Here is a 22,206-nt window from a genome sequence, read left to right on the forward strand (position 1 = left end):
CGCTAAGCGCTTGCTACACAACTGAATGCAGACCTCCCAGCACCACTGAGCGGATAGGCCGCTCACCCACGCCCGGACGGAGGCCGGGCCCCGCGAAGCGGGAACGGGCTGGGAAAAGACCTCCGCCGAGAAAAAGAGGAAACGCCACCTATGGCTCGACTAGTAGGCGTCGATCTGCCGCGCGACAAGCGGATGGAGATCGCGCTGACTTACATCTTCGGCGTCGGCCGTACCCGGTCGAACGAGATCCTGGCAGCTACGGGGATCGACAAGGACCTGCGCACCAGGGACCTGACCGACGACCAGCTGACCCACTTGCGTGACTACATCGAAGCGAACCTCAAGGTTGAGGGTGATCTGCGCCGCGAGGTGCAGGCCGACATTCGCCGCAAGATCGAGATCGGCTGCTACCAGGGCCTGCGGCACCGCCGCGGACTGCCGGTGCGCGGCCAGCGGACCAAGACCAATGCGCGCACCCGCAAGGGCCCCAAGCGCACCATCGCCGGCAAGAAGAAGGCCAGGTAATCGCCCATGCCACCAGCCAAGAAGGCATCCTCTGCGCCCAAGAAGGGGCAGAAGACCCGCAAGCGGGAAAAGAAGAACATCCCGCACGGTGCCGCGCACATCAAGAGCACGTTCAACAACACGATCGTGAGCATCACCGACCCGCAGGGCAACGTCATCGCCTGGGCGTCGTCGGGCCACGTCGGCTTCAAGGGTTCGCGTAAATCGACCCCGTTCGCCGCGCAGCTCGCCGCCGAGAACGCCGCGCGCAAGGCGCAGGAGCACGGCGTGAAGAAGGTCGACGTGTTCGTCAAGGGCCCGGGCTCGGGCCGGGAGACGGCGATCCGCTCGCTGCAGGCCGCTGGCCTCGAGGTCGGCGCGATCTCCGACGTCACCCCGCAGCCCCACAACGGCTGCCGTCCGCCCAAGCGCAGAAGGGTCTAGGAAACAATCATGGCTCGTTACACCGGACCCATCACCCGCAAATCGCGCCGGCTGCGCACCGACCTCATCGGTGGCGACCAGGCCTTCGAGAAGCGCCCCTACCCGCCCGGCCAGCACGGCCGCGCGCGGATCAAGGAGAGCGAATACCTGCAGCAGCTGCAGGAGAAGCAGAAGGCCCGCTTCACCTACGGCGTCATGGAGAAGCAGTTCCGCCGCTACTACGAAGAGGCTTCCCGGCAGTCCGGCAAGACGGGTGAGGAGCTGCTGAAGATCCTGGAGAGCCGGCTGGACAATGTCGTGTACCGCGCCGGGCTGGCCCGCACGCGCCGGATGGCCCGCCAGCTGGTCAGCCACGGCCACTTCAGCGTCAACGGCGTGCACGTGAACGTCCCCAGCTACCGGGTGTCGCAGTACGACATCATCGACGTGCGGGACGGCTCGCTGAACACGGTGCCGTTCCAGATCGCGCGGGAGACGGCGGGCGACCGCCCGATTCCGAGCTGGCTGCAGGTGGTGGGGGAGCGTCAGCGCATCCTCATCCACCAGCTGCCCGAGCGGGCGCAGATCGACGTGCCGCTCGCCGAGCAGCTGATCGTCGAGTTCTACTCGAAGTAAGAGCACCCTGCACCGAACCCGGTGCAGGTCTGAACGGCATCAAATAGCGGGTGCCGAGAAGGAGAAGAAGAAACACCATGCTGATCTCTCAGCGACCCACATTGTCGGAGGAAGTCCTCACCGACAGCCGCTCGCAGTTCGTCATCGAGCCCCTGGAGCCCGGATTCGGTTACACCCTGGGCAATTCGCTGCGCCGGACGCTGCTGTCGTCGATTCCTGGCGCGGCCGTCACCAGCATCCGCATCGACGGCGTGCTGCACGAGTTCACCACCGTCGCCGGGGTGAAGGAAGACGTCACCGCGATCATCCTGAACCTCAAGAGCCTGGTCGTGTCCTCCGAGGAGGACGAGCCGGTCACCATGTACCTGCGCAAGCAGGGCCCGGGCGCGGTCACCGCGGGTGACATCGTCCCGCCCGCCGGCGTCACGGTGCACAACCCCGACATGCACATCGCGACGCTGAACGACAAGGGCAAGCTCGAGGTCGAGCTCGTCGTCGAGCGTGGCCGCGGTTACGTCCCGGCCGTGCAGAACCGGGCCTCCGGCGCCGAAATCGGCCGCATCCCGGTCGATTCCATCTACTCGCCGGTGCTCAAGGTGACCTACAAGGTCGACGCCACCCGTGTCGAGCAGCGCACCGACTTCGACAAGCTGATCCTGGACGTCGAGACCAAGAACTCGATCACCCCGCGCGACGCGCTGGCATCGGCCGGTAAGACTCTGGTCGAATTGTTCGGCCTGGCACGCGAACTCAACGTCGAGGCCGAGGGCATCGAGATCGGGCCGTCGCCGGCCGAGGCCGACCACATCGCCTCGTTCGCGCTGCCGATCGACGACCTGGACCTGACGGTGCGGTCGTACAACTGCCTCAAGCGCGAGGGCGTGCACACCGTCGGCGAGCTGGTGAGCCGCACCGAGTCCGACCTGCTCGACATCCGCAACTTCGGTCAGAAGTCCATCGACGAGGTGAAGGTCAAGCTGCACCAGCTGGGTCTGTCCCTCAAGGACAGCCCGCCGAGCTTCGACCCGTCGCAGGTCGCGGGCTACGACGTGGCCACGGGCACCTGGTCCACCGAGGGCGCCTACGACGACCAGGACTACGCGGAAACCGAACAGCTGTAAAGAATTCCGTCCCGGCCCTACCTGATACGGGGGCCGGCCCCCAATGAGGAGATAGTGCAATGCCCAAGCCCACCAAGGGCCCCCGTCTCGGCGGGTCGTCTTCCCACCAGAAGGCCCTTTTGGCCAACCTGGCGACATCGCTCTTCGAGCACAACCAGATCAAGACGACCGAGCCGAAGGCGCGGGCGCTGCGGCCGTATGCGGAGAAGCTGATCACGCATGCGAAAAAGGGCACGCTGCACAATCGTCGCGAGGTGCTGAAGAAGATTCGCGACAAGGACGTCGTGCACAAGCTGTTCGACGAGATCGGGCCGTTCTTCGCCGACCGCAACGGCGGATACACCCGCATCATCAAGGTGGAACCGCGCAAGGGCGACAACGCCCCGATGGCCGTGATTCAGCTGGTGCTGGAGAAGACGGTGACCTCGGAGGCCGACCGGGCGCGCCGGGCGAAGTCTTCCAAGAAGTCTGACGCGCCGGTTGCGGCCGCGGCGGCGCCTCAGGCGGCGGTCGAGCCCGAGGAAGCCGTCGGCCCGACCGCCGAAGAGGTGACCGAGCCGGCCGAGACGTCGGAAGCCGAAGCCGGCGAGACCACCGAAGCCCAGGCCAAGGCCGAGGAGAAGGCCGATAAGGCCGTCGCCGCGAGGGCCGAAGCCGAGGCCGCCGAGAAGGCGGACGACGAGGCTGACGAGAGTTAGCGACGCCGTCCGTCTGCGGCTCGACATCGCCTACGACGGAACGGAATTCGCGGGCTGGGCACCTCAGTCCGGCCAGCGCACCGTCGCCGGAGTGCTCGACGAGGCGCTGACGACGGTCTTCCGTGCCCCGATGCGGCTGCGGGCGGCCGGGCGCACCGACACCGGCGTACACGCCACCGGTCAGGTGGCCCACGTCGACGTGCCGCCGTCCGCGCTGCCGCATGCCTACCCGCGCTCGTCGCGCGTCGGGGAAACGGAATTCGAGCCGCTGGTGCGCCGGCTCGGCCGGTTCCTGCCCACCGATGTCCGGGTGCTCGACATCGCCCGCGCCCCAGCCGGTTTCGATGCCCGGTTCTCGGCGCTGCGGCGTCATTACGTGTACCGGCTGTCGACGGCGCCTTACGGGGTAGAGCCGCAGCAGGCCCGCTACATCACCGCGTGGCCGCGCCCCCTGGATGTGGACGCGATGGCCGCCGCGTCGCGAGACCTGTTGGGGTTGCACGACTTTGCCGGGTTCTGCCGTCACCGGCCCAACTCCACCACCATCCGCGACCTGCAGCGCCTGGACTGGTCGCGCGACGGTGACCTGATCACCGCGCACGTCAGCGCCGACGCGTTCTGCTGGCAGATGGTGCGCTCTTTGGTCGGGGCGCTGCTGGCCGTGGGCGAGCACCGCCGCCCGGTGCCGTGGTGTCGTGAATTGCTCACCGCCACAAGCCGGCCCAGTGACTACGCGGCCGCGCCGGCGCACGGGCTGACGCTGGTCAGCGTCGACTACCCGCCCGATGACCAGCTGGAGGCGCGCAACCTGGTCACCCGGGACCTGCGCAGTCGCTAGACCTTGGCCGCGACGAAATTGGCCGCCTGGTTGGTCAATCCGGGCACGTAGCTCAGGTGCGATGCCCACCGGGTGCCGCCCGAGCAGATCGGGTCGCCCGGGTTGCACAGGTCGATGGTCTTGCCGGCGAATTCCGGGGTCAGCGCGCTCATCAGCTGGCCCGCCCGGCTCGACGGATTCCCGAAAAGGGCGACGGCGGCGACGTGATCGGCGGCCGCGGCCGGCAGGGGCTGGCGAAAGCCCAGGCCGGGCAACGGTGCGGCCGTGACGATGTCGACGACGGCGGCCCCCTGGGAGTAGCCGCCGAGCACCAGCTTGGTGTTGGGGCAGTTGCCCGCCATCTGCTGGATGTGGTTGCTGGCGTCGTTGGCGCCGTCCGCGGCGGCCAGGAAGTCCTTGTTCGCCGGGTAGTTCACCCCATATGAGCCAACGCTTTTGCCGGTCTGCTGGCGCAGCGAGTTCACGAACGCCCCGCCGACCTTGCCGACGCCGGGCGGTTCGTCGGTTCCGCGGGCGAACACCACCTCAACGCCGGGGCACGAGGCGAAGGCCTGCGGAAGCAGTTGGGGAGCAACCACTATCGCGGCGCCGGCGAGCAGCCCGGCGCCCAGCGTCAATGGAATGAGCCGCACCCCACGATGTTAGGGGCGCGTTGGTCTCATGCCGGTAACGATTCAGACGAGAGGAGCTTGCGGAGTCACCGTGGTCGGCGCGGCGGGCGCGGCCGGCGCGGGCGCCGGGTCGGTTCCGCCGTGGATCGACGGCGCCGACCCGGGTGGGTTCTGGCCGTACACCGGTGACGGCGTGCCGCCGGGCTGGTTCGGAACGGGGCCCAGCGGCGGCCCGAACGCGGGGCTGGACGGGCTCGAGCCGGCCAGTTTCTGGGCGACGAACGCCGCGGCCTGGGTCGTGTACACCGGGACGTAGCCCTCGGTGTGCCCGCTCCACTCGTTACCGGACCCGGCGTGGCAGATCGGGTCGTTGGGGTTGCAGTAGTCGGCGGCCTTCGAGCCCAGCAGCGCGCTCTGGCTGGGCAGCGTGCCGCCGGCGCGGTCGGCCACGTCACCGAACGTGACGACGGCCGCGATGTTGTTGGCGTACTGCGCGGGCAGCTTGTTGCCCCAGCTGATGCCGCCGATCGGGACGCCGGCCACGATGTCCATCACCGACGCGCCCTGCGAGTAGCCGCCCAGCACGATCTTGGTGTTCGGGCAGGTCTCCACGCTCTTCTTGACGCGGTCGATGGTGTCGTTGGCGCCGTCGCCGCCGTGCAGCTGCAGCTTGCTGGCGGCGTAGTTCACGCCGTAGGGCAGGATGTTCAGGCTGGTCTGCTGGCGCAGCGAGTCCACCAACGCGTCGCCGACGCGGCCCAGGCCGGCCGGTTCGTTGGTGCCGCGGGCGAAGATGACCTCGACGTCCGGGCAGTCGAAGGCGGAAGCTGTTGGTGCCGCGGCGGGGGATACGAGCAGGCCAGACGCGGTGACCAGTGCAGAGGCCCCGAGCCCGACGCAGCGACCTATCCGGTGAGAAAACACGCCGTAACTTTACCTACCCTAAGCACGGATCGAAAGTTCGCTGACCTGTGGATCAATTAAGCGGCCCCGCCGACGTGCGCTGTAGCGCGTGCGCAACGACTACGCAGGGTGGGGGTTCAGTGCCGCGTCAGGTGACCACATCGCTGCAGGTCAGCGGCTACCGATTCCTACTGCGTCGCGTCGAGTGCGCGTTGCTGGGCGGTAACATCCACACCCTCAGCGCCGGCTCGCGTGCGCAGACGGCGGCGCTGACGATCGGGTGCGTGCTGGCGGCGATCACCGTCGCGGGGGCTGCGCTCCTTGCTTTGCTGCGGCCACGGGTGGCGCTCGATGGGGCCCAACTGGTGATGGGGCAAGAATCCGGAGCGCTGTACGTACGGGTGGGCGATACCTGGCACCCCGTCATGAACCTGGCGTCGGCGCGGTTGATTGCGGCAGTGGCGGCGAACCCCCGGCCGGTGCCCGAAGCAGACTTGGCCCGCGCCAAACGCGGCCCGCTGCTGGGTATCCCGGGTGCGCCGAACTTCATCGGCGATCCGTTGTCGGCGGACGAAGCGGCTTGGACGATCTGCGACGCCGACGGCGCCGGCGCCGTCGCGACGACGGTCGTCGTAGGCCGCACCGACGACGCGGCGGCCGGGCAACTGAGTTCCGGGCGGGCCGCACTGGTCGCGCCGGCCTCGGGTTCGCCGGCCTACCTGCTCTACGACGGGAAGCGGGCCGTGGTGGACGTCGCCGACGTCGGGGTCGTGCGTGCGCTTGGGCTGGAAGGCCGCAAACCGCGAATCGTCTCCCCGGCGTTGCTGAACGGGTAGCCGGGCCCATAGTCGTCTGTGTGGTCCCGGTGGGGGAGAGCCGTCGGGACCACACAGTCGTTTTGACCTGCGGGGACGTGCATCGGTAAGCTGCTCGGTTGGCGTGCGGTACGCCGGGGCCTCGGGTCAATGTCGGTCGCCGAGAACCCTTCCTTTTGGACCCACCGCGAACGCCTGACCGGCACCCGGCTCGACCCGGGATCCACCTCGAGAAGAAAAAGGTAAGCGCTGTGCCCACCTACGCGCCAAAGGCGGGTGACACCACGCGGTCGTGGTACGTCATCGACGCCACGGACGTGGTGCTTGGCCGCCTTGCCGTCGCGGCAGCCACCCTGTTGCGCGGCAAGCACAAGCCGACGTTCGCCCCCAATGTCGATGGCGGTGACTTCGTCATCGTCATCAACGCCGACAAGGTCGCCCTGTCCGGCGACAAACTGCAGAGCAAGCTGGCTTACCGCCACTCGGGGTATCCCGGCGGCCTGCACTCGCGCACCACCGGCGAGCTGATGGAAAAGCACCCTGACCGCGTCGTCGAAAAGGCGATCGTCGGCATGCTGCCCAAGAACAAGCTCAGCCGTCAGATCCAGCGCAAACTCCACGTCTACGCCGGCCCGGAGCACCCGCACGCCGCTCAAAAGCCGGTTCCGTACGAGATCAAGCAGGTGGCCCAGTGACCGAAACGACCGAGGCCCTGGAAACCACGGCCACCCCGGAAACCCCGGCCACACCGGAAACTCCGGACGTTCCGGCCGAGGCGCCCGCCCCCGCGGCCGCCGAGTCCTACGTCTTCGACCGGCCCATCCAGACCGTCGGCCGCCGCAAGGAGGCCGTGGTGCGGGTGCGCATGGTGCCCGGCACCGGCAAGTTCGACCTCAACGGCCGCAGCCTGGAGGACTACTTCCCCAACAAGGTGCACCAGCAGCTCATCAAGGCCCCGCTGGTCACCGTCGACCGGGTGGAGAACTTCGACATCTTCGCCCTGCTGCACGGCGGCGGCCCGTCCGGCCAGGCCGGTGCGCTGCGCCTGGGCATCGCCCGGGCGCTGATCGTGGCCCAGCCCGAGGACCGGCCCGCGCTGAAGAAGGCCGGCTTCCTCACCCGCGACCCGCGCGCCACCGAGCGCAAGAAGTACGGCCTGAAGAAGGCCCGCAAGGCGCCTCAGTACAGCAAGCGCTGATCAACCATCACGTTCTGGCCGCAACGGGGCCTCAAACGGGGAAGTCACGCGCTTTCTTCGGCGTGTCTGCGCGCAAACGCGCCCCGTTTCGGTCAGAAAAGAACGGGCACCTTAGGTGCTAAACCGTCGATTGTGAGAGGTTTGTCCGCATGGGCCGACTATTCGGCACCGATGGTGTCCGCGGGGTCGCCAATCGGGAGTTGACCGCCGAGCTGGCGCTGGCGCTGGGTGCCGCCGCCGCGCGGCACTTGGCGAGCTCGGGTGGACCGGGCCGGCGCGTCGCCGTGATCGGGCGCGACCCGCGGGCCAGCGGCGAGATGCTGGAGGCCGCGGTGATCGCCGGGCTGACCAGCCAGGGCGTCGACGCGCTGCGGGTCGGGATCCTTCCCACGCCCGCGGTGGCCTACCTGACCGGCGCGTACGACGCCGACTTCGGGGTGATGATCTCGGCGTCGCACAACCCGATGCCCGACAACGGCATCAAGATCTTCGGCCCCGGCGGCCGCAAGCTCGACGACGACACCGAGGACCGGATCGAGGCGCTGCTGACCGCGGAACCCGGGCTGCGCCCGGTCGGAGCCGGCATCGGCCGCGTCATCGACGCCGAGGACGCCGACGACCGCTACCTGCGCCACCTGAGCAAGGCCAGCACGCTGCGGCTCGACGGCCTGACCGTGGTGGTCGACTGCGCCCACGGCGCGGCCTCGTCGGTCGCGCCGCGCGCCTACCGCGCGGCCGGCGCCCGGGTGATCGCGATCAACGCCGACCCCAACGGCCTGAACATCAACGACAACTGCGGCTCCACCCACCTGGACTCGCTGCGCTCGGCGGTCATCGCGCACCGGGCCGACCTCGGCCTGGCCCACGACGGGGACGCCGACCGCTGCCTGGCCATCGACTCCAACGGCGAACTCGTCGACGGCGACGCGATCATGGTCGTGCTCGCGCTGGCCATGCGGGATGCCGGCGAGCTGGCCTCGGACACGCTGGTGGCCACCGTGATGAGCAACCTCGGGCTGCACCTGGCCATGCGCTCCGCCGGGATCACCGTGCGCACGACCGGTGTCGGCGACCGCTACGTTCTCGAGGAACTGCGGGCCGGCGAGTACAGCCTCGGCGGCGAGCAGTCCGGCCACATCGTGATGCCCGCGCTGGGCTCCACCGGGGACGGCATCGTCACCGGGCTGCGCCTGATGAACCGCATGGTGCAGACCGGCTCGTCACTGACCGCGCTCGCCGCGCCGATGAAGACGCTGCCGCAGGTGCTGATCAACGTGCGCGTCGCCGACAAGGACACCGCCGCCGCGGCGCCCGCCGTGCGCACCGCGGTCGGCGACGCCGAGGCCGAACTCGGTGACACCGGCCGAATCCTGTTGCGCCCCTCCGGAACCGAGCCCGTGATCCGGGTCATGGTGGAAGCCCCCGAGGCGGACGTCGCCCAGCGCGTCGCGAATCGGGTGGCCGAGGCGGTCAGCGCCGCGCGCTGAACGCGGCCGGAAGCCCCGAGCTTTCCCCGGCGTCGGGGGAGCTATACCACGCCGCCGACGGGCGTGACTGAATTGATCCCCAGGCCTGGGACAGTAATCTTGTCGCCAGCGCGGAAGGGGTGGTGATGCTCGTCGGTAGCGGTTCGCGGCGAATCGGGGCTCGCTCCGCTGATCGGCGTGCGAAAAAGGCGGTCGGCCGGCGATCGCGGGGCGGTGTGGAGCTGCGGTGCAGCTGAAGCATCTCACCATCGGGGAGCTGGTGGCCGGGGCCGGTGGTGATCCGTGGGAGGTCAACCGGACTCTGCAAGCCGGCCAGCCGGGGCAGATCTCCAACCTGGCCAACGCCTTTCATGGCGCTGGGCGCTCGACCGCCGAGGCCGACCACGCCTTCGAGCAAGCCCGCAAGCGCTTCGAGGCGGCCTGGAATCGTCAGAACGGGGATCACCCGATCAACGACGCCGCCGAAGTGCAGCGCACCGCCCAGGCGCTGGGAACGCAGTCCGAGCAGTTGCCCAAGATCGGCGCTGACCTGGAAAATATCGCCGCCGCGTTGGCCGAGGCGCAAAAAGCCGGCGCCGGAGAGATCGCCACGTTGGAAGGTCAGTTGCAGCAGCTCGACCATCTGATCGACTTGGCGATGCTGGATCTGCGGGACCATCCCGACGCGGCGAGCCAGCAGGAGCTGCAGTCGATCATCAGGGTGCTCAAAGCCGCCGCGGTCAGTGACACCAAAGATGCCCTCGACCAGCTGCATGCCACCCGCGACACCTATTCGAGTTCTCTTCGCCAAGCGCAGACCACCTTGGCTAACGACGGGTACGACCCCGGCCATGTCTTGGGGGTTGACGGTCACGAAGCCGAGACGCCCGAGCAAGCCGAACAAGACGTCAAGGGCGCGCTCGGGGGTGACAAGGGGGCCGCCGCCCGCGTCAACGGGGTGCTGAACTCGATCACGCCCGATCAGCGTGCCGGGAAGGTGCCGCTGACCGCCGAGCAGGCTTCGGTTTTGAGCCAGCTGCAGGCTCAAGAACACGGCATGTCGATCGATGCACTCAACACCGCCGAACAACGGCTCGGCGACGAGAAGGGCATGATCGGCAACTCCTGGCAGCTGATGAGTAACCCCAACCTCACGTTTCCCAAGACGCCGCTCCAGGTCGGCGCGAAACAGGGGACCGACACGGTCAAAGGTGGGGCCGCGCAGCTGCCGGAGAGTGTCCAGCAGGCGCTGAATTCCTCCGGCCTGGAATACATGCGCCAAACCAACGACATCGCCAACATCGTCAAGGACGGCGACAAGTCCTTCCAGACGAACACCGATCTGGATCGGGCGATGATCCGCAAGGCGGGGGCCATGATGGATACCCCGCTCTGGCAGCACGACCCGGCCAGCCAGGGCCAAAACGTCGAGCGCGATCCCGCCATGGACCCTGCGGTGTCCAACGTGCTGTCCGCGGTGTCTCCGGATCACCAGGTCGTCCACGACACCATGACCGGTAGCGATCACGACAAGTTCCTGCAGAACCTGACCCATCACGCCTGGAAGGACAACGGCCAGGCGGTCGGTTCGCTGTTCTCCTGGACTGGCGACGCAGCGCAGGGACCCGAAGCCAAAATCGCCGGTGAAACCGCCCGCGCGTACTCGGATTACCTCGGCCATCATGCGTCCACAGACTTGCTGCACCTCCCGGGCAACCACACCTTGGGGCAAGTGAACCCCAACCTCGTCCAAGCGATGGGCCACGGCCTCGACCCGTACGTCAACAACATCGCGGGAACATCGGGCGGACTTCCGGAATTCGGCAAACCGCTCGATAACAACGGTGACATCCATTCCGGCGCACTGCCTCTCGCCAAGGGCATCTTCTCGGTGATCGACAGCGACCCCACCGCGGCGCGGGACTTCAACAAGAACGCGTACACGCAGGCATTGCTTCACGACTCTTCGTTCGCGTTGAATCCGCATCATGACGGTTACAGCGACCAGCTCTACGACGCCGCCACATTGAGGGGGCTCGTCGACGTCGGCACCCACAATGCCTACCAAGCCAACGAACAAAACGGTTACCACCAACAGCTTTCGGAATACGACTCGAAGAAGCTGGCCTACGAAGACGGCGTCCAGGCCGCCAGCACGGCCGGTGGTTGGGTCCCGGGGGTGGGCAAAGTCACCGGGCCCGCGATTGGAATGCTCGGGCACAACCTCGAAAACGACATGTTGGGGCCGGCGCCCACCGCGCCGGGCCAGACGCCGATCCAACCCATGGACATCGGAAACGCCGACGAACACATGCTCGATGCGATGCTCGGGGCAAACCAACACATCTCGGGATTGCCGCCCGAATATCTTGTCTACGACCACGATCACCCCAACGGGCGAATTGCGACCCTAGACGAGATGCAAGCCAAACACCCTGATCTCACCGCCGGTCAATACAACAATGTCCTCGGCCCCGCGTTGTCCCAGACGCTTGACCTGCCGCCGAACGAGAAGATGTCGCCGGACCAATACATGGTCGACCGCTACAACAACATCATCGGGGTGCCCGAACCCCCTGGGAAGAAATGATCAGCATCCCGCGCGCACTGCGCGCTTTCACGGCGCTGTCGACCATCACGGTCTCGATGGTCACCGGCTGCGCCTCAGGCAGTCACCCCGGCCAGCCCGCGTCGCCCACGTCGACGACGCCGGCCGGGTGGCCGCCGACGCTGAACGATTTCAGCGTGGTGTGGAGCGCGGAACCGGGTATTGCCGTGACCACCTGGCCCGCCGTGGTGGTGCGGGCCTACACCGAGTCCTACCTGCTGGCCTCCATCACGGGTGAGGACAAGTTCCTGTACCCGGGATTCAAGCAGGCGGTAGATCCCAATAAGTCGATCGATAACCCGACCGGCAGCCGGTTCCTGTGGCCGAAAACCGATCGCAGGCCGGAAAAACCCTGGGTGGGAACCGAACAGGCCCATATCCTTTCGGTCGCGACATCTGGCCGTGACGTGACGGTGGTGGTCTGTGAATATCTGTTCGGCACCGCGCAAGCACAGGGTCACGGATACACCCCGAACATCGCCCAGCCGCCCCCCGATGCGGGCATCGACCCGATGCGAATCACCATGACGGCTCCGGCCACCACCGGTCCGCAAATGCCCGACCAGCAGGGACCGGTGCGCGCGCCGTCGATCGATGTGTTCGGCGGTTGGAGGATCACCGGCCATCAGGGTGGTTACTTCGCCGAATACGGGCTCGCATCCGAATGGCCCGATGTTGCTCGCGACACCGATGCCTGCCGTTCCAAAGCGCCCCCACGCCCCGAACTGATCCGCGGCGGTGAATATCCCCGCTCCGACTTTCCCACCCTGCCGCCATCTCCCGGCTGGCCGGCTCCCAGCCCCAAGTCGTGAGGAGGGCAGTCAATCCTGCGCGGCCGCAACGAATTTCGATGTGACGCTGGTGCCACATCGGTGGGCGCATCCGGCCCACGGTGCGGGATGGTCGGCGGTCAGCGGCTGCGTTGATTGCGGCCGGAACCACCGGGCGTTCCCCGGCGTCGGATTAGGCATGAGATTCGACAGGGGAGTACGACCGGCCACCGTGGCCCGTACCGAGATCGACGTCCCGGCGACGCACCGCATCGCCGACCAATTCAGCGCCGCCGCCGACATCATCGACCGCGCCCTCAGCGATCAGCTGGGCCGATTGACTTTTGGTGGGCCCAGCGCGGGGCGGGCGCACACCGCGCGCGGTGAGGTGCTGCGGGTCGAGCTGGAGCGCCTGGCCACCGAAGTAGCGCAGTGGTCACGCGCGTCGGTCGAGATCGCCACGGTCCTGCGGGCCAGCGCCGACCGCTACGCCGACGCCGAACGGTATGCCGCGGCACGGATCGCCTGATCATGGCCGACCGGTTGGACGTTGCAGAGCGCCTCGCCGAGGGCCTGCCCGCCGTCGAGCACACCCAGAGTTATGTGCAGGCCTGCCATGTCGTGGGCTACCACCATCCCGACCTGACGGCGCACCTCGCCCAGGTCCGCGACTGGTATGACACCGAAGACGGCCTGGACCTGCGCGCCCTCGACCGCGACTGCGTTGAACTGCGGGCGGCGGGCGAGGCGGTCATGGAAGCGCTGCGGATACAGCGCGCCCAGGCGGCCGAGCTGGCCGCGGCGTGGACCGGGCCGGGCGGGGACGCCGCGGCGCGGTTCCTGGAGCGCCACTGCGACACCGCCAGCGCCCTGGCCACGGAACTGCGTGCGGCGGCCCAACGGTGCGAATCCCTGCGCGACAACCTGTGGTACCTGGTCGATACGAAGGTTGCGATCACCATCGCCGTCGACGACCGCACGCAGGCACAGCGGCCGGCGTGGCTGGCGGCCTCCGCCGCGGTCACGGCCGAGGTGGGCGATCGGCAAGCTGCCGAAGAGGTTGTGCGTGAGCAGGTAATGCCGTACGTGGACAATGAGATTCGCGACGACTGGCTGAGCACGATGCGCTCGACGCGCGACGGTGTGGCGACCTCCTACGACATGGTCACCGACAGAATGGCCGCCGCGCCGTCGGCGCGCTTCGAAGCCCCCGGTGATCTCGGGCCCGGCTACCAACCGTTGCGGCCGTCCGAGTCCAGCGCACCGCCTGTTGCGGTCACGCCCGCGGCCGCGGCGGTCCCGAGCCCGTCGGTGGATCCGGCTCCGAGCCCGTCGGTCGATCCGGCACCGACAGCGGCGACGCTCGCGCCGGCTCCGCTCCAGGCCGCGCCGCAGCCGGACTGGGGAACCGCGCTCGGGGGCGGCGGCGGCATGCCGGCGGGCGATCTGGGCGGTGGGCTCGGCGGCGGTGGTGCCGGTCTCCTCGGGTTGGCCGGCAGGATCGTCGACGCGGTCGGCGGTCTGCTCGGCTCGGCCGGCGACGAGGCGGGCGCCGCCGATCCCTTCGGCGACAGAAACACGTTCGACGAGGACCCCTTTGAGGCCGACGACACGGACGACGCCGACGACGAGGACGACGAGCCCGCGAAAACGGAAGATATCGAGGACACCGAGGAAGCCAAGCCCGACGCGGCGGTTCAACCGGTCGGCGCGCCGGTGCCCGTCGATGCGCCGGCACCTGCGGATCCGCCGCCACCACCGGCTGCCGCGCCGGTCGACGCACCCACACCGGTGGCCGCTCCAGCGGCGGGCGAGCCGGCGCCCCCGGCCACCGACGGGAAGACGCCCTGCGAGATCGCGGTGGACCAGTTGCCGCAGGCGGGGCAGTGACGGCTCAGGCCGGGCGCAGCCGCAGCACCTCCTCGACGAAGCGCACGGATTCGGCGCGGTCGGTGGCCAGCGGGCTGAGCAACAGCGTCGTCACCCCGGCCTCGGCGAAGGCGGCCAAGCGTTCGGCGACGTACCCGCGCGGGCCGACCAGCGACATGCCGCGCACCAATTCGTCGGGCACCGCCTCAATGGCCTCCCGCTTACGGCCGGACAGGTACAGCTCCTGGATGCGGTCGGCGACCTCGCCGAACCCGTAACGCGTCGCCAGGGCGTGATAGAAATTGCGGCCTTTGGCGCCCATACCGCCGAGGTACAGGCCGAGCTGCGGCTTGACCCATGCCAGCCGCTCGTCGACGTCGTCGCCGATGGCCACCGACGCGTGCACCATGACGTCCAGCGGCCCCAGCGCCGGATCCCGCTTGGCCGCACCGGCCGCCAGCGCGTCACCCCACACCGAGGCGGCCTTATCCGGAAGATAGAAGACGGGCTGCCAGCCTTCGGCGATCTCGGCGGTGAGCTCGACGTTCTTCGGGCCCAGCGCAGCGATCGTGATCGGGATGCGTTCGCGCACAGGATGATTGATGAGCTGCAGGGCCTTGCCCAGACCCGTTCCGCGGTCGGGCGGCAACGGGATCTGGTAGTGCTTGCCGTTGTGCTGCAGCCGTTCCCGGCGCCACACCTTCCGGCAGATCTCCACGATCTCTCGGGTGCGGCCCAGCGGCGCGTCGAACTCGACGCCGTGAAAGCCCTCGATCACCTGCGGTCCGGAGGTGCCGATCCCCAGCCGGAACCGCCCGTCGGACACGAAGTCCAGCCCCGCGGCCGTCATCGCCAGCAGCGAGGGCGTGCGGATGTAGATGGGAAACACCCCCGAGGCCAACTCGACGGTGTTCGTCTTGGCGGCCAAATACCCGAGCTGGCTCACCGCGTCGAAGGCATACGCCTCGGCCACCACGGCGATGTCGATGCCGGCCTTCTCGAGTTCGACGACGCGGTCCACGGCCTGGTGAAAGCCGCCCGAATAATCCAGAGCGATCCCGATGCGCATCCACGACAGATACCACGGCGGCACCCGCGCGCCGCGCGGGCTCGGGAACTTCAGCCCGCCGAGGTGCCCGTCCAGTACTCCGCGAACCGTCGACCATCGCCGGCGAGGTGCAGGATGTGGTTGCCGACACAGTGGGCAATTACCCGGTTACCGCATCACTTCAACAGCGCGACGATCTTCTCTTCCAGGGCGACCGGCGGCGCCTCGGGATCCAGCGGATCCGTCTTGGGCAAGTGGGCGTCGGGATCGGCGAAGTCGCGGTAGGTCTTGTCGCCGCCCAGCGTGTACAGCAGGTAGCCGGTGAGCAGTGCGCGGACCGTGCGCTGCGTGCGCCGGTGCGGGCTGGCCAGGCCGAACACCTTGGTCAACCGCCGGCCCTCCGCGAGTCCGCCGGGCTGGGCCTTGCTGACGATGCGCAGCGTGGCGGCGTCCCACGCGCGCGACAGCGACAAGGCGTTGGACGTCAGCGACTGCGGATCCCCCGGCGCGGTCAAGATCAACCCGGGGAGCTTCAGCGTCGTCGCCGGGGCCTCGGCCGGGGGGCTGGTGACGGCGGGAAACAGCGCTGCCGCCGCGGCCAGCTTGTTCGGCATGCCGGCGGCGGCGAACACCGCGGCCGAGCCGCCGAAACCGTGCCCGGCCACGCCGAGCTTGGCGGGATGCACGCTGATCTTGCCCGGCCCGAGCCGCACACCGGACACGATGTCGAGCGCGGTGCCGAGGTCGAAGGCGAAGTTCAGGACGGACGGGGCCAGCCCGCGCTCGGTGTCCGGAGCGCCGGCCACGATGCCCCACGACGCGAGGTGCTCGAGCAGACCCGAATAGTTGGCGGACTTGGTGAGCCAGTCGTGACCGAACGCGATCCCGGGCAGATTCAGCCCTTCCTCCGGGGTGTACACCACCCCGGGCAAACCGGCAAACGCCAGGTCACCACGCAAAACGCGGTGCGGGCCACGGCGGCTGAGGGCTGCGACGAGCTTGCGGGTGCGGGCCACGCGTCGACGTTAGCGCATCGCGCTCAGGCCCTGACCTCGATCACGCCCACCCGCCAGAGCGCCGCATACATGTGGCGCAGCGGGATGCTCAGCAACCGGGCGGCCGTGTCCACCATCGGGTCGCCACTGGCGATCGGCGCGCGGTGGCGCCTGGCGGCCGGTCTCGGTGCCGGCGCCAGCGTCAGGCTGGGTCCGGGCGAAGCAGTCATCACATCGTCGAACAGAACCGCAGTCATGATTCTCCCCTTGAAGAAGGCTACAAAAATTTCGGATTAACACTTATGAACGTTTATCTATCCGGCGGTTTACTTGTCTGTGTCCAACCGAATTAATGGCAGGGTTTCAAACTCGGTTACCGGGTAGCTGGACTATCGGCTTTGATGTCAGTCATAAACGGTTATTGTTGAAAAGATTTGGTCGCGCTGCGCGCATGAGCACCGGAGAATCCAGTGATTCACCAGGTGGTAGGGATCAAGCGGGCGTCAACAAGCTGTCCTTTCTGCTGGCTTCGGCGGTTGCCAGTCATGGCCGATATGCAGAATTCTAGGTAGCTGGATTGCTAGATCGATGGCTCACACGAAAACGTCACAAATACATCAGGTGAAAAACGTTTCTACCGTTTATGAAGACGGCATGAAGTGGACCGTCAGCGTCCTTGCGGTGGAAATCCGGGCGGATTGATCCAACGACGTCCACCTAACCCCGTCCCAGTAGCGGTGTCCGGGTCCCGAGGGGTCGCCGTACCACCCCGGCGGCGGACCGGCGGCTGCGGGCGGGGCGGCGGCGCCGGGCTGTTCGGCGAACCTGCGCACCATCCGGATGGCGCTCCAATTGGAGATCAGCGGCCGTGCTGCCGGACGAAGACCGCGCCCGTGTGCTCGCACAGTGGGAGATGAAAGCGGCGATAAGGGCCGGTCAACGTGGGCCTTTCGCGCAGGTGGGCGGCCTAATGTTAGCGTCGGCATGCCGTGGCGGGCCGACGGCTGCACTACCCTGGTGTGAATGTGCGGAATCGTCGGCTACGTCGGGCAGCAGCCTGCCTGCCAGGTCGTCATGGATGCGCTGCGCCGGATGGAGTACCGGGGCTACGACTCGTCGGGGATCGCACTGGTCAACGACGCCGGGACGCTCACCGTGTGCCGCCGCGCCGGGCGGCTGGCCAACCTGGAGGAAGCGGTAGCCCAGATGCCGCCGGAGTCGCTGGGCGGCACGACCGGCCTCGGCCACACCCGCTGGGCCACCCATGGGCGCCCCACCGACCGCAACGCGCACCCGCACCGCGACGCCGCCGGCAAGATCGCCGTCGTCCACAACGGCATCATCGAGAACTACCCGAGCCTGCGCCACGAGCTGGAGGCCCTGGGCGTGGAATTCACCAGCGACACCGACACCGAGGTGGCGGTGCACCTGGTGGCGCAGGCCTACCGGCACGGCGAGACCGCGGGTGACTTCGCCGCTTCGGTGCTGGCGGTGCTGCGGCGGCTGGAGGGCCACTTCACGCTGGTGTTCACCAACGCCGACGAGCCCGGCACCATCGTTGCCGCCCGCCGCTCCACACCGCTGGTGATCGGGATCGGCGACGGCGAGATGTTCGTCGGCTCCGACGTGGCCGCGTTCATCCCGCACACCCGCAACGCCATCGAACTCGGCCAGGACCAGGCCGTGGTGATCACCGCCGACGGCTACCGGATCACCGACTTCCACGGCAACGACGACGTCGAGTACCGCGAGTTCCACATCGACTGGGACCTGGCCGCCGCGGAAAAGGGCGGCTACGAGTACTTCATGCTCAAGGAGATCGCCGAGCAGCCCGCCGCCGTGGCCGACACCTTGCTCGGGCATTTCGTCGACGGCCGGATCGTGCTCGACGAGCAGCGGCTCTCCGACCAGGAGCTCCGCGAGATCGACAAGGTGTTCGTGGTGGCCTGCGGCACCGCGTATCACTCCGGGCTGCTCGCGAAATACGCGATCGAGCACTGGACCCGGCTGCCGGTCGAGGTGGAGCTGGCGAGCGAATTCCGCTACCGGGACCCGGTGCTGGACCGCAGCACGCTGGTGGTCGCCATCTCGCAATCCGGCGAAACCGCCGACACCCTCGAAGCCGTGCGGCACGCCAAGGAGCAGAAGGCCAAGGTGCTGGCCATCTGCAACACCAACGGCTCGCAGATCCCGCGCGAATGCGACGCCGTGCTCTACACCCGCGCCGGTCCCGAGATCGGCGTCGCCTCGACGAAGACGTTCCTGGCGCAGATCGCGGCCAACTACCTGGTGGGGCTGGCGCTGGCGCAGGCCCGCGGCACCAAGTACCCCGACGAGGTCGAGCGGGAGTATCAGGAGCTGGAAGCCATGCCGGACCTGGTCGCGCGGGTGCTCGCGATGATCGAGCCGGTGGCCGCCCTGGCGAATCGGTTCGCGCAGTCCTCGACCGTGCTGTTCCTGGGGCGCCACGTCGGCTACCCGGTGGCGCTGGAAGGCGCGCTGAAACTCAAGGAACTGGCCTACATGCACGCCGAGGGATTCGCCGCCGGCGAACTCAAGCACGGGCCCATCGCGCTGATCGAGGACGACCTGCCCGTCATCGTCGTCATGCCCTCGCCCAAGGGGCAAGCCACGCTGCACTCCAAGCTGCTGTCCAACATCCGCGAGATCCAGGCCCGCGGCGCGGTCACCATCGTGATCGCCGAAGAAGGCGACGACACCGTGCGGCCCTACGCGGACCACCTGATCGAAATCCCCTCGGTATCAACCCTTTTGCAGCCGCTGTTGTCGACCATCCCGCTTCAGGTGTTCGCCGCGTCCGTTGCCCAGGCCCGGGGGTACGACGTTGACAAACCGCGAAACCTCGCCAAGTCCGTCACGGTGGAATAGTTCAGCCGCTTCGGCTGTATCGCCGCGAGATCCACGGTCGCTCCGTTAGATTGCCCTGGGAAACAAGCCTTCCATAGCGGTAGGAGCAGCATGCGATCGGCGGCCAGAAGATTCGCCGCGGTGGGTTTCATCGTGCTCATCGTCGGGACCTACGTCGCGTTGGTCGAGCTCTACCAGAACACGGTCGAAGGATCTTCGGCCGGCACGCTGAGCGACAACGCGGAGACGGCCAGCCAGACTATGGCGACGTTGACCGTGGAAGAGATGCAGTCGAACTACAGCGCGGTGGTTGCCAACGTGGCTGTCGCGCCCGGACCCGCGATGCTGGATCCGGTCACCCACCGCCTCAAGGAAGACCTCATGCTGCGCGTCCGATCGTCGGCGCAGCCCAGTCGACGCGACTACACGAAAGGCATGCTTCCCGGCGTCTTTCCGCTCCCGCTGACCATCGCGGGTCACGTCGAACGATGGCCGTTCGATAACTACACCTCGGGACCGATCGAGGTGCAGCTATTCCACGGTGGCGACACGACGAAACCGCCCGAACTCATCCCGGTGCGACTCATCGACCACCTGCCCGGATTCAAAGTCTCCGCGACCAAGGTCGCCAGCCACGAGGGGTACAGACTGAGCGTGCGCCGCGCGCCGAGTACCGCGGTGTTCGGGATCGTGATTTGCGGCGTCCTCATCGCCATCGCCGGCCTGGGCCTGTTCGTGGCCATTCAGACGATGCGTGACCGGCGAAAGTTCCAGCCCCCGATGACGACGTGGTACGCGGCAATGCTGTTCGCGGTGGTACCTCTGCGCAACGCGCTTCCGGGCTCGCCCCCATTCGGGGCGTGGATCGATGTGACCATCGTGCTCTGGGTGATCGTCGCGTTGGTGGTAGCGATGCTGCTCTACATCGCCTGCTGGTGGCGCCATCTGAGGCCTGAGGTTGTCACCCCGCCGCCGGATCCGGTCCCGGCGCCAACGGGCTGACCTTCGGTTGAATCGAATTCCTTCCGTTTCAAGGCGTTTCCGCCAGCCGTTCAATTACATTGCCCGTGGGCAAGCGATTCAACCGTTAGATGGCCTCGATGGCCGGTTCGGGTAGGGGGCGTCGTGAGATACGGGATCATCGCGCTGATCGTGGGCATCATCGCGGCGTATGTCGGCTCGGTTGCGCTGTATGCCAACAGCGGCGGTCACCGCTACCACCAGGAAACCGCGGCCGGCGGTGACCGGAGCACGGCCACGCTGGTCATCGAAGACATCCAGTCCAACTACAGCGTGCTGATGGCCAACCTATCCATCTCGCCCGGATCGGCTCTGTTGGATCCGCAGACCGGGCACCTCAACGAAGACCTCAGCCTCCGAGTGCGATCAGTGGCGACGCCCGTCCGCCGCTCGTGGAGCAAGGGCATGCTGCCCGGTGTCTTCCCCGTTCCGCTCACCATCGCAGGGGAGATCGAGAATTGGCCCTTCGACCACTACGGCTCGGGGCCGGTAGAGATCGAGCTCATGCACGGCCCCGGCAATGTGCCCGAACGGGTGCCGGTGACCTTCGTCAACCACCTCTCCGGTTGGCAGGTTACCGCCGACGGGTCCGGCCCCTACCAGGTGAGCGTGCACCGCTCACTCAGCGCGGCAGCGTTCGGAATCGTCATCCTCTGCGTCCTTGTCGCCATCGCCGGCCTGGGCCTGTTCGTCGCCGTTCAGACGGTGCGCGACCGCCGCAAGTTCCAGCCGCCGATGACGACGTGGTACGCGGCGATGCTCTTTGCGATGGTACCGCTGCGCAACGCGCTTCCGGGTTCGCCACCCTTCGGGGGCTGGATCGACATCACGCTGGTGCTGTGGGTGCTCGTCGTCCTGGTGGTCTCCATGCTGCTCTACATCATGTGCTGGTGGCGGCATCTGCGACCGGAGGTTCCCGTGCCGGCGAATCCGGTCCCGGCGCCGTCAAGCCCGTGACAACCCGGTTGCGGCAATGCTTTTCGCGGCCCCGCGGTCGCCAGATGGCCGACGGCCCGGCGCGTCCGCAGCTTAGGCGCCCCAGCGCGACGGGCCTCGTGCGAAGGTAATGAAGTGACGAATGCACCGGTGCGGTCCCGACTGCGCAAGATGGGGCTCGCGGTCTGGCACTACGTCAGCCACGCGCCGCTGACGTACGGGTGGCTGCTCGTCCTGCTGATCACGACGCTCGTCCGGCACTGGCTGCCCCAGCGGCAACTGCACTCGATGCTGATGCACCATTCCACCAACATCCACGGGTTGGCGCGGGACCCGCTCGATGTGCTGTTCTCCAGCCTGCTGTGGATCGACGGCGACAACCTGGCCCCGTACCTGATCCTGTTCTCGTTGTTCCTGGCCCCGGCCGAACACTGGCTGGGCCAGTTGCGCTGGCTCACAGTGGGATTGAGCGCCCACATCCTGTCCACATATTTCAGTGAGGGGCTGCTCTACTTCGCGATCGAGGAACACGATGCGTCGGAACGGCTGGTGCACGCCCGCGACATCGGCGTGAGCTACTTCCTGGTCGGGGTGATGGCCGTGCTGGCTTATCACATCGCTCGCCCGTGGCGCTGGGGTTACCTGGGTGTCCTGTTCATCATCTTCGGCTTCCCGTTGATCGCGATGGACCGGATTGAGCTGAACTTCACCGCGATCGGGCACTTCACCTCGATCCTCGTCGGGCTCTGCTTCTACCCGATGACGCGGCACATGGACCCCCGGCAGCTGAACCCGGCGCGCCTGCGGGCCATGGGGCGACGGAACCGGTCGCCCGAGGCATCGGCCTGAGCCACGCGGCCGCTGACCCGTAATGTGGCA

24 protein-coding genes are annotated in these 22,206 nt (G+C 67.7%); 18 read left to right on the forward strand and 6 right to left on the reverse strand.

Features of this window, described 5'->3' with window-relative positions; genetic code table 11:
* The first annotated feature begins 150 nt into the window (after positions 1–150).
* The 6 genes from rpsM to truA all read left to right on the forward strand — a co-directional run bounded on the left by rpsM (position 151) and on the right by truA (position 4,220).
* A complete protein-coding gene (gene rpsM, locus A5758_RS11325; RefSeq protein WP_007167900.1) occupies positions 151–525 on the forward strand; it encodes a 30S ribosomal protein S13 in 375 nt (124 codons plus the stop codon).
* A gap of 6 nt (positions 526–531) precedes the next feature.
* Positions 532–948: a 30S ribosomal protein S11 gene (gene rpsK / locus A5758_RS11330; protein ID WP_067203479.1), complete on the forward strand. Its 417-nt coding sequence runs from the start codon at positions 532–534 to the stop codon at positions 946–948.
* Between the two features lie 9 nt (positions 949–957).
* On the forward strand, positions 958–1,563 hold the full coding sequence (rpsD, locus tag A5758_RS11335; RefSeq protein ID WP_067203477.1) for a 30S ribosomal protein S4: 606 nt from the start codon (positions 958–960) through the stop codon (positions 1,561–1,563).
* Between the two features lie 77 nt (positions 1,564–1,640).
* Complete coding sequence (locus tag A5758_RS11340) at positions 1,641–2,684, forward strand: DNA-directed RNA polymerase subunit alpha (protein ID WP_067739855.1); 1,044 nt, start codon at positions 1,641–1,643, stop codon at positions 2,682–2,684.
* Between the two features lie 59 nt (positions 2,685–2,743).
* Positions 2,744–3,382, forward strand: coding sequence for a 50S ribosomal protein L17 (gene rplQ / locus A5758_RS11345; RefSeq protein ID WP_067739857.1), 639 nt, complete (start codon positions 2,744–2,746; stop codon positions 3,380–3,382).
* Positions 3,369–4,220: a tRNA pseudouridine(38-40) synthase TruA gene (truA, locus tag A5758_RS11350; protein WP_082939655.1), complete on the forward strand. Its 852-nt coding sequence runs from the start codon at positions 3,369–3,371 to the stop codon at positions 4,218–4,220. Before rplQ ends, truA begins: the two co-directional genes overlap by 14 nt.
* Here the strand turns inward: truA and A5758_RS11355 are convergent.
* Entirely contained in the window at positions 4,217–4,837 is a 621-nt protein-coding gene (locus A5758_RS11355; RefSeq protein ID WP_067203573.1) for a cutinase family protein, read from the reverse strand. The two genes, truA and A5758_RS11355, sit on opposite strands and share 4 nt — an antisense overlap.
* Before the next feature lie 57 nt (positions 4,838–4,894).
* On the reverse strand, positions 4,895–5,755 hold the full coding sequence (locus A5758_RS11360; protein ID WP_067739861.1) for a cutinase family protein: 861 nt from the start codon (positions 5,753–5,755) through the stop codon (positions 4,895–4,897).
* 119 nt (positions 5,756–5,874) lie between these two features.
* Between A5758_RS11360 and eccB the strand changes: the two genes are divergently transcribed.
* The 8 genes from eccB to A5758_RS11400 all read left to right on the forward strand — a co-directional run bounded on the left by eccB (position 5,875) and on the right by A5758_RS11400 (position 14,481).
* Entirely contained in the window at positions 5,875–6,570 is a 696-nt protein-coding gene (gene eccB / locus A5758_RS11365) for a type VII secretion protein EccB (protein WP_082939656.1), read from the forward strand.
* A 230-nt stretch (positions 6,571–6,800) separates the two neighbouring features.
* The gene (rplM, locus tag A5758_RS11370; protein WP_007172542.1) at positions 6,801–7,244 is read left to right on the forward strand and encodes a 50S ribosomal protein L13; all 444 of its coding nucleotides are present in this window, start codon (positions 6,801–6,803) and stop codon (positions 7,242–7,244) included.
* Positions 7,241–7,747 carry a 30S ribosomal protein S9 gene (gene rpsI / locus A5758_RS11375; RefSeq protein WP_067739863.1) on the forward strand — a complete coding sequence of 169 codons (507 nt, stop codon included), beginning with the start codon at positions 7,241–7,243 and terminating at the stop codon, positions 7,745–7,747. The genes rplM and rpsI overlap by 4 nt, the downstream gene beginning before the upstream one ends.
* A 149-nt stretch (positions 7,748–7,896) precedes the next feature.
* On the forward strand, positions 7,897–9,234 hold the full coding sequence (gene glmM / locus A5758_RS11380; RefSeq protein WP_067739865.1) for a phosphoglucosamine mutase: 1,338 nt from the start codon (positions 7,897–7,899) through the stop codon (positions 9,232–9,234).
* A 226-nt stretch (positions 9,235–9,460) separates the two neighbouring features.
* Positions 9,461–11,803 (forward strand): hypothetical protein, encoded by a 2,343-nt coding sequence (locus A5758_RS11385; RefSeq protein ID WP_067739869.1) that lies wholly within the window; start codon positions 9,461–9,463, stop codon positions 11,801–11,803.
* A complete protein-coding gene (locus tag A5758_RS11390) occupies positions 11,800–12,633 on the forward strand; it encodes a hypothetical protein (RefSeq protein WP_231987281.1) in 834 nt (277 codons plus the stop codon). The genes A5758_RS11385 and A5758_RS11390 overlap by 4 nt, the downstream gene beginning before the upstream one ends.
* A 157-nt stretch (positions 12,634–12,790) precedes the next feature.
* On the forward strand, positions 12,791–13,120 hold the full coding sequence (locus tag A5758_RS11395; RefSeq protein WP_067740020.1) for a type VII secretion target: 330 nt from the start codon (positions 12,791–12,793) through the stop codon (positions 13,118–13,120).
* Between the two features lie 2 nt (positions 13,121–13,122).
* Positions 13,123–14,481 carry a hypothetical protein gene (locus A5758_RS11400; protein ID WP_067739871.1) on the forward strand — a complete coding sequence of 453 codons (1,359 nt, stop codon included), beginning with the start codon at positions 13,123–13,125 and terminating at the stop codon, positions 14,479–14,481.
* Positions 14,482–14,485: 4 nt separating this feature from the next.
* Here A5758_RS11400 and A5758_RS11405 read toward each other — a convergent pair whose 3' ends face one another.
* From A5758_RS11405 to A5758_RS26540, 4 genes are all read right to left on the reverse strand, one after another.
* A complete protein-coding gene (locus tag A5758_RS11405) occupies positions 14,486–15,529 on the reverse strand; it encodes an LLM class F420-dependent oxidoreductase (RefSeq protein ID WP_067740021.1) in 1,044 nt (347 codons plus the stop codon).
* Positions 15,530–15,684: 155 nt separating this feature from the next.
* A complete protein-coding gene (locus A5758_RS11410) occupies positions 15,685–16,524 on the reverse strand; it encodes a dienelactone hydrolase family protein (protein ID WP_067201304.1) in 840 nt (279 codons plus the stop codon).
* 23 nt (positions 16,525–16,547) lie between these two features.
* Positions 16,548–16,760: an Rv1535 family protein gene (locus A5758_RS11415; RefSeq protein ID WP_067739873.1), complete on the reverse strand. Its 213-nt coding sequence runs from the start codon at positions 16,758–16,760 to the stop codon at positions 16,548–16,550.
* Positions 16,761–17,144: 384 nt separating this feature from the next.
* Positions 17,145–17,489, reverse strand: a complete 345-nt coding sequence (locus tag A5758_RS26540) for a DUF2510 domain-containing protein (RefSeq protein ID WP_156622591.1) — start codon at positions 17,487–17,489, stop codon at positions 17,145–17,147.
* 37 nt (positions 17,490–17,526) lie between these two features.
* On the opposite strand from A5758_RS26540, the gene glmS reads away from it, so the two are divergent.
* From glmS to A5758_RS11435, 4 genes are all read left to right on the forward strand, one after another.
* On the forward strand, positions 17,527–19,392 hold the full coding sequence (gene glmS, locus A5758_RS11420; protein ID WP_067739875.1) for a glutamine--fructose-6-phosphate transaminase (isomerizing): 1,866 nt from the start codon (positions 17,527–17,529) through the stop codon (positions 19,390–19,392).
* Positions 19,393–19,482: 90 nt separating this feature from the next.
* A complete protein-coding gene (locus A5758_RS11425) occupies positions 19,483–20,373 on the forward strand; it encodes a DUF4436 domain-containing protein (protein WP_067739876.1) in 891 nt (296 codons plus the stop codon).
* Positions 20,374–20,496: 123 nt separating this feature from the next.
* Complete coding sequence (locus A5758_RS11430; protein ID WP_067739878.1) at positions 20,497–21,348, forward strand: DUF4436 domain-containing protein; 852 nt, start codon at positions 20,497–20,499, stop codon at positions 21,346–21,348.
* Positions 21,349–21,498: 150 nt separating this feature from the next.
* Positions 21,499–22,176 (forward strand): rhomboid-like protein, encoded by a 678-nt coding sequence (locus A5758_RS11435; RefSeq protein WP_067201321.1) that lies wholly within the window; start codon positions 21,499–21,501, stop codon positions 22,174–22,176.
* Positions 22,177–22,206 lie beyond the last annotated feature (30 nt).

This window comes from Mycobacterium sp. 852014-50255_SCH5639931 (assembly GCF_001665605.1).
GTDB classification, from domain to species: domain Bacteria; phylum Actinomycetota; class Actinomycetes; order Mycobacteriales; family Mycobacteriaceae; genus Mycobacterium; species Mycobacterium paraffinicum.

Coding starts and splice junctions, on each gene's coding strand:
- rpsM (WP_007167900.1), top strand. CDS start 151: ATGGCTCGACTAGTAGGCGTCGATCTGCCGCGCGACAAGCGGATGGAG.
- rpsK (WP_067203479.1), top strand. CDS start 532: ATGCCACCAGCCAAGAAGGCATCCTCTGCGCCCAAGAAGGGGCAGAAG.
- rpsD (WP_067203477.1), top strand. CDS start 958: ATGGCTCGTTACACCGGACCCATCACCCGCAAATCGCGCCGGCTGCGC.
- A5758_RS11340 (WP_067739855.1), top strand. CDS start 1,641: ATGCTGATCTCTCAGCGACCCACATTGTCGGAGGAAGTCCTCACCGAC.
- rplQ (WP_067739857.1), top strand. CDS start 2,744: ATGCCCAAGCCCACCAAGGGCCCCCGTCTCGGCGGGTCGTCTTCCCAC.
- glmM (WP_067739865.1), top strand. CDS start 7,897: ATGGGCCGACTATTCGGCACCGATGGTGTCCGCGGGGTCGCCAATCGG.
- A5758_RS11390 (WP_231987281.1), top strand. CDS start 11,800: ATGATCAGCATCCCGCGCGCACTGCGCGCTTTCACGGCGCTGTCGACC.
- A5758_RS11395 (WP_067740020.1), top strand. CDS start 12,791: ATGAGATTCGACAGGGGAGTACGACCGGCCACCGTGGCCCGTACCGAG.
- A5758_RS11400 (WP_067739871.1), top strand. CDS start 13,123: ATGGCCGACCGGTTGGACGTTGCAGAGCGCCTCGCCGAGGGCCTGCCC.
- A5758_RS11405 (WP_067740021.1), bottom strand. CDS start 15,529: ATGCGCATCGGGATCGCTCTGGATTATTCGGGCGGCTTTCACCAGGCC.
- A5758_RS11415 (WP_067739873.1), bottom strand. CDS start 16,760: ATGACTGCGGTTCTGTTCGACGATGTGATGACTGCTTCGCCCGGACCC.
- A5758_RS26540 (WP_156622591.1), bottom strand. CDS start 17,489: ATGCCGACGCTAACATTAGGCCGCCCACCTGCGCGAAAGGCCCACGTT.
- glmS (WP_067739875.1), top strand. CDS start 17,527: ATGTGCGGAATCGTCGGCTACGTCGGGCAGCAGCCTGCCTGCCAGGTC.
- A5758_RS11425 (WP_067739876.1), top strand. CDS start 19,483: ATGCGATCGGCGGCCAGAAGATTCGCCGCGGTGGGTTTCATCGTGCTC.
- A5758_RS11435 (WP_067201321.1), top strand. CDS start 21,499: ATGGGGCTCGCGGTCTGGCACTACGTCAGCCACGCGCCGCTGACGTAC.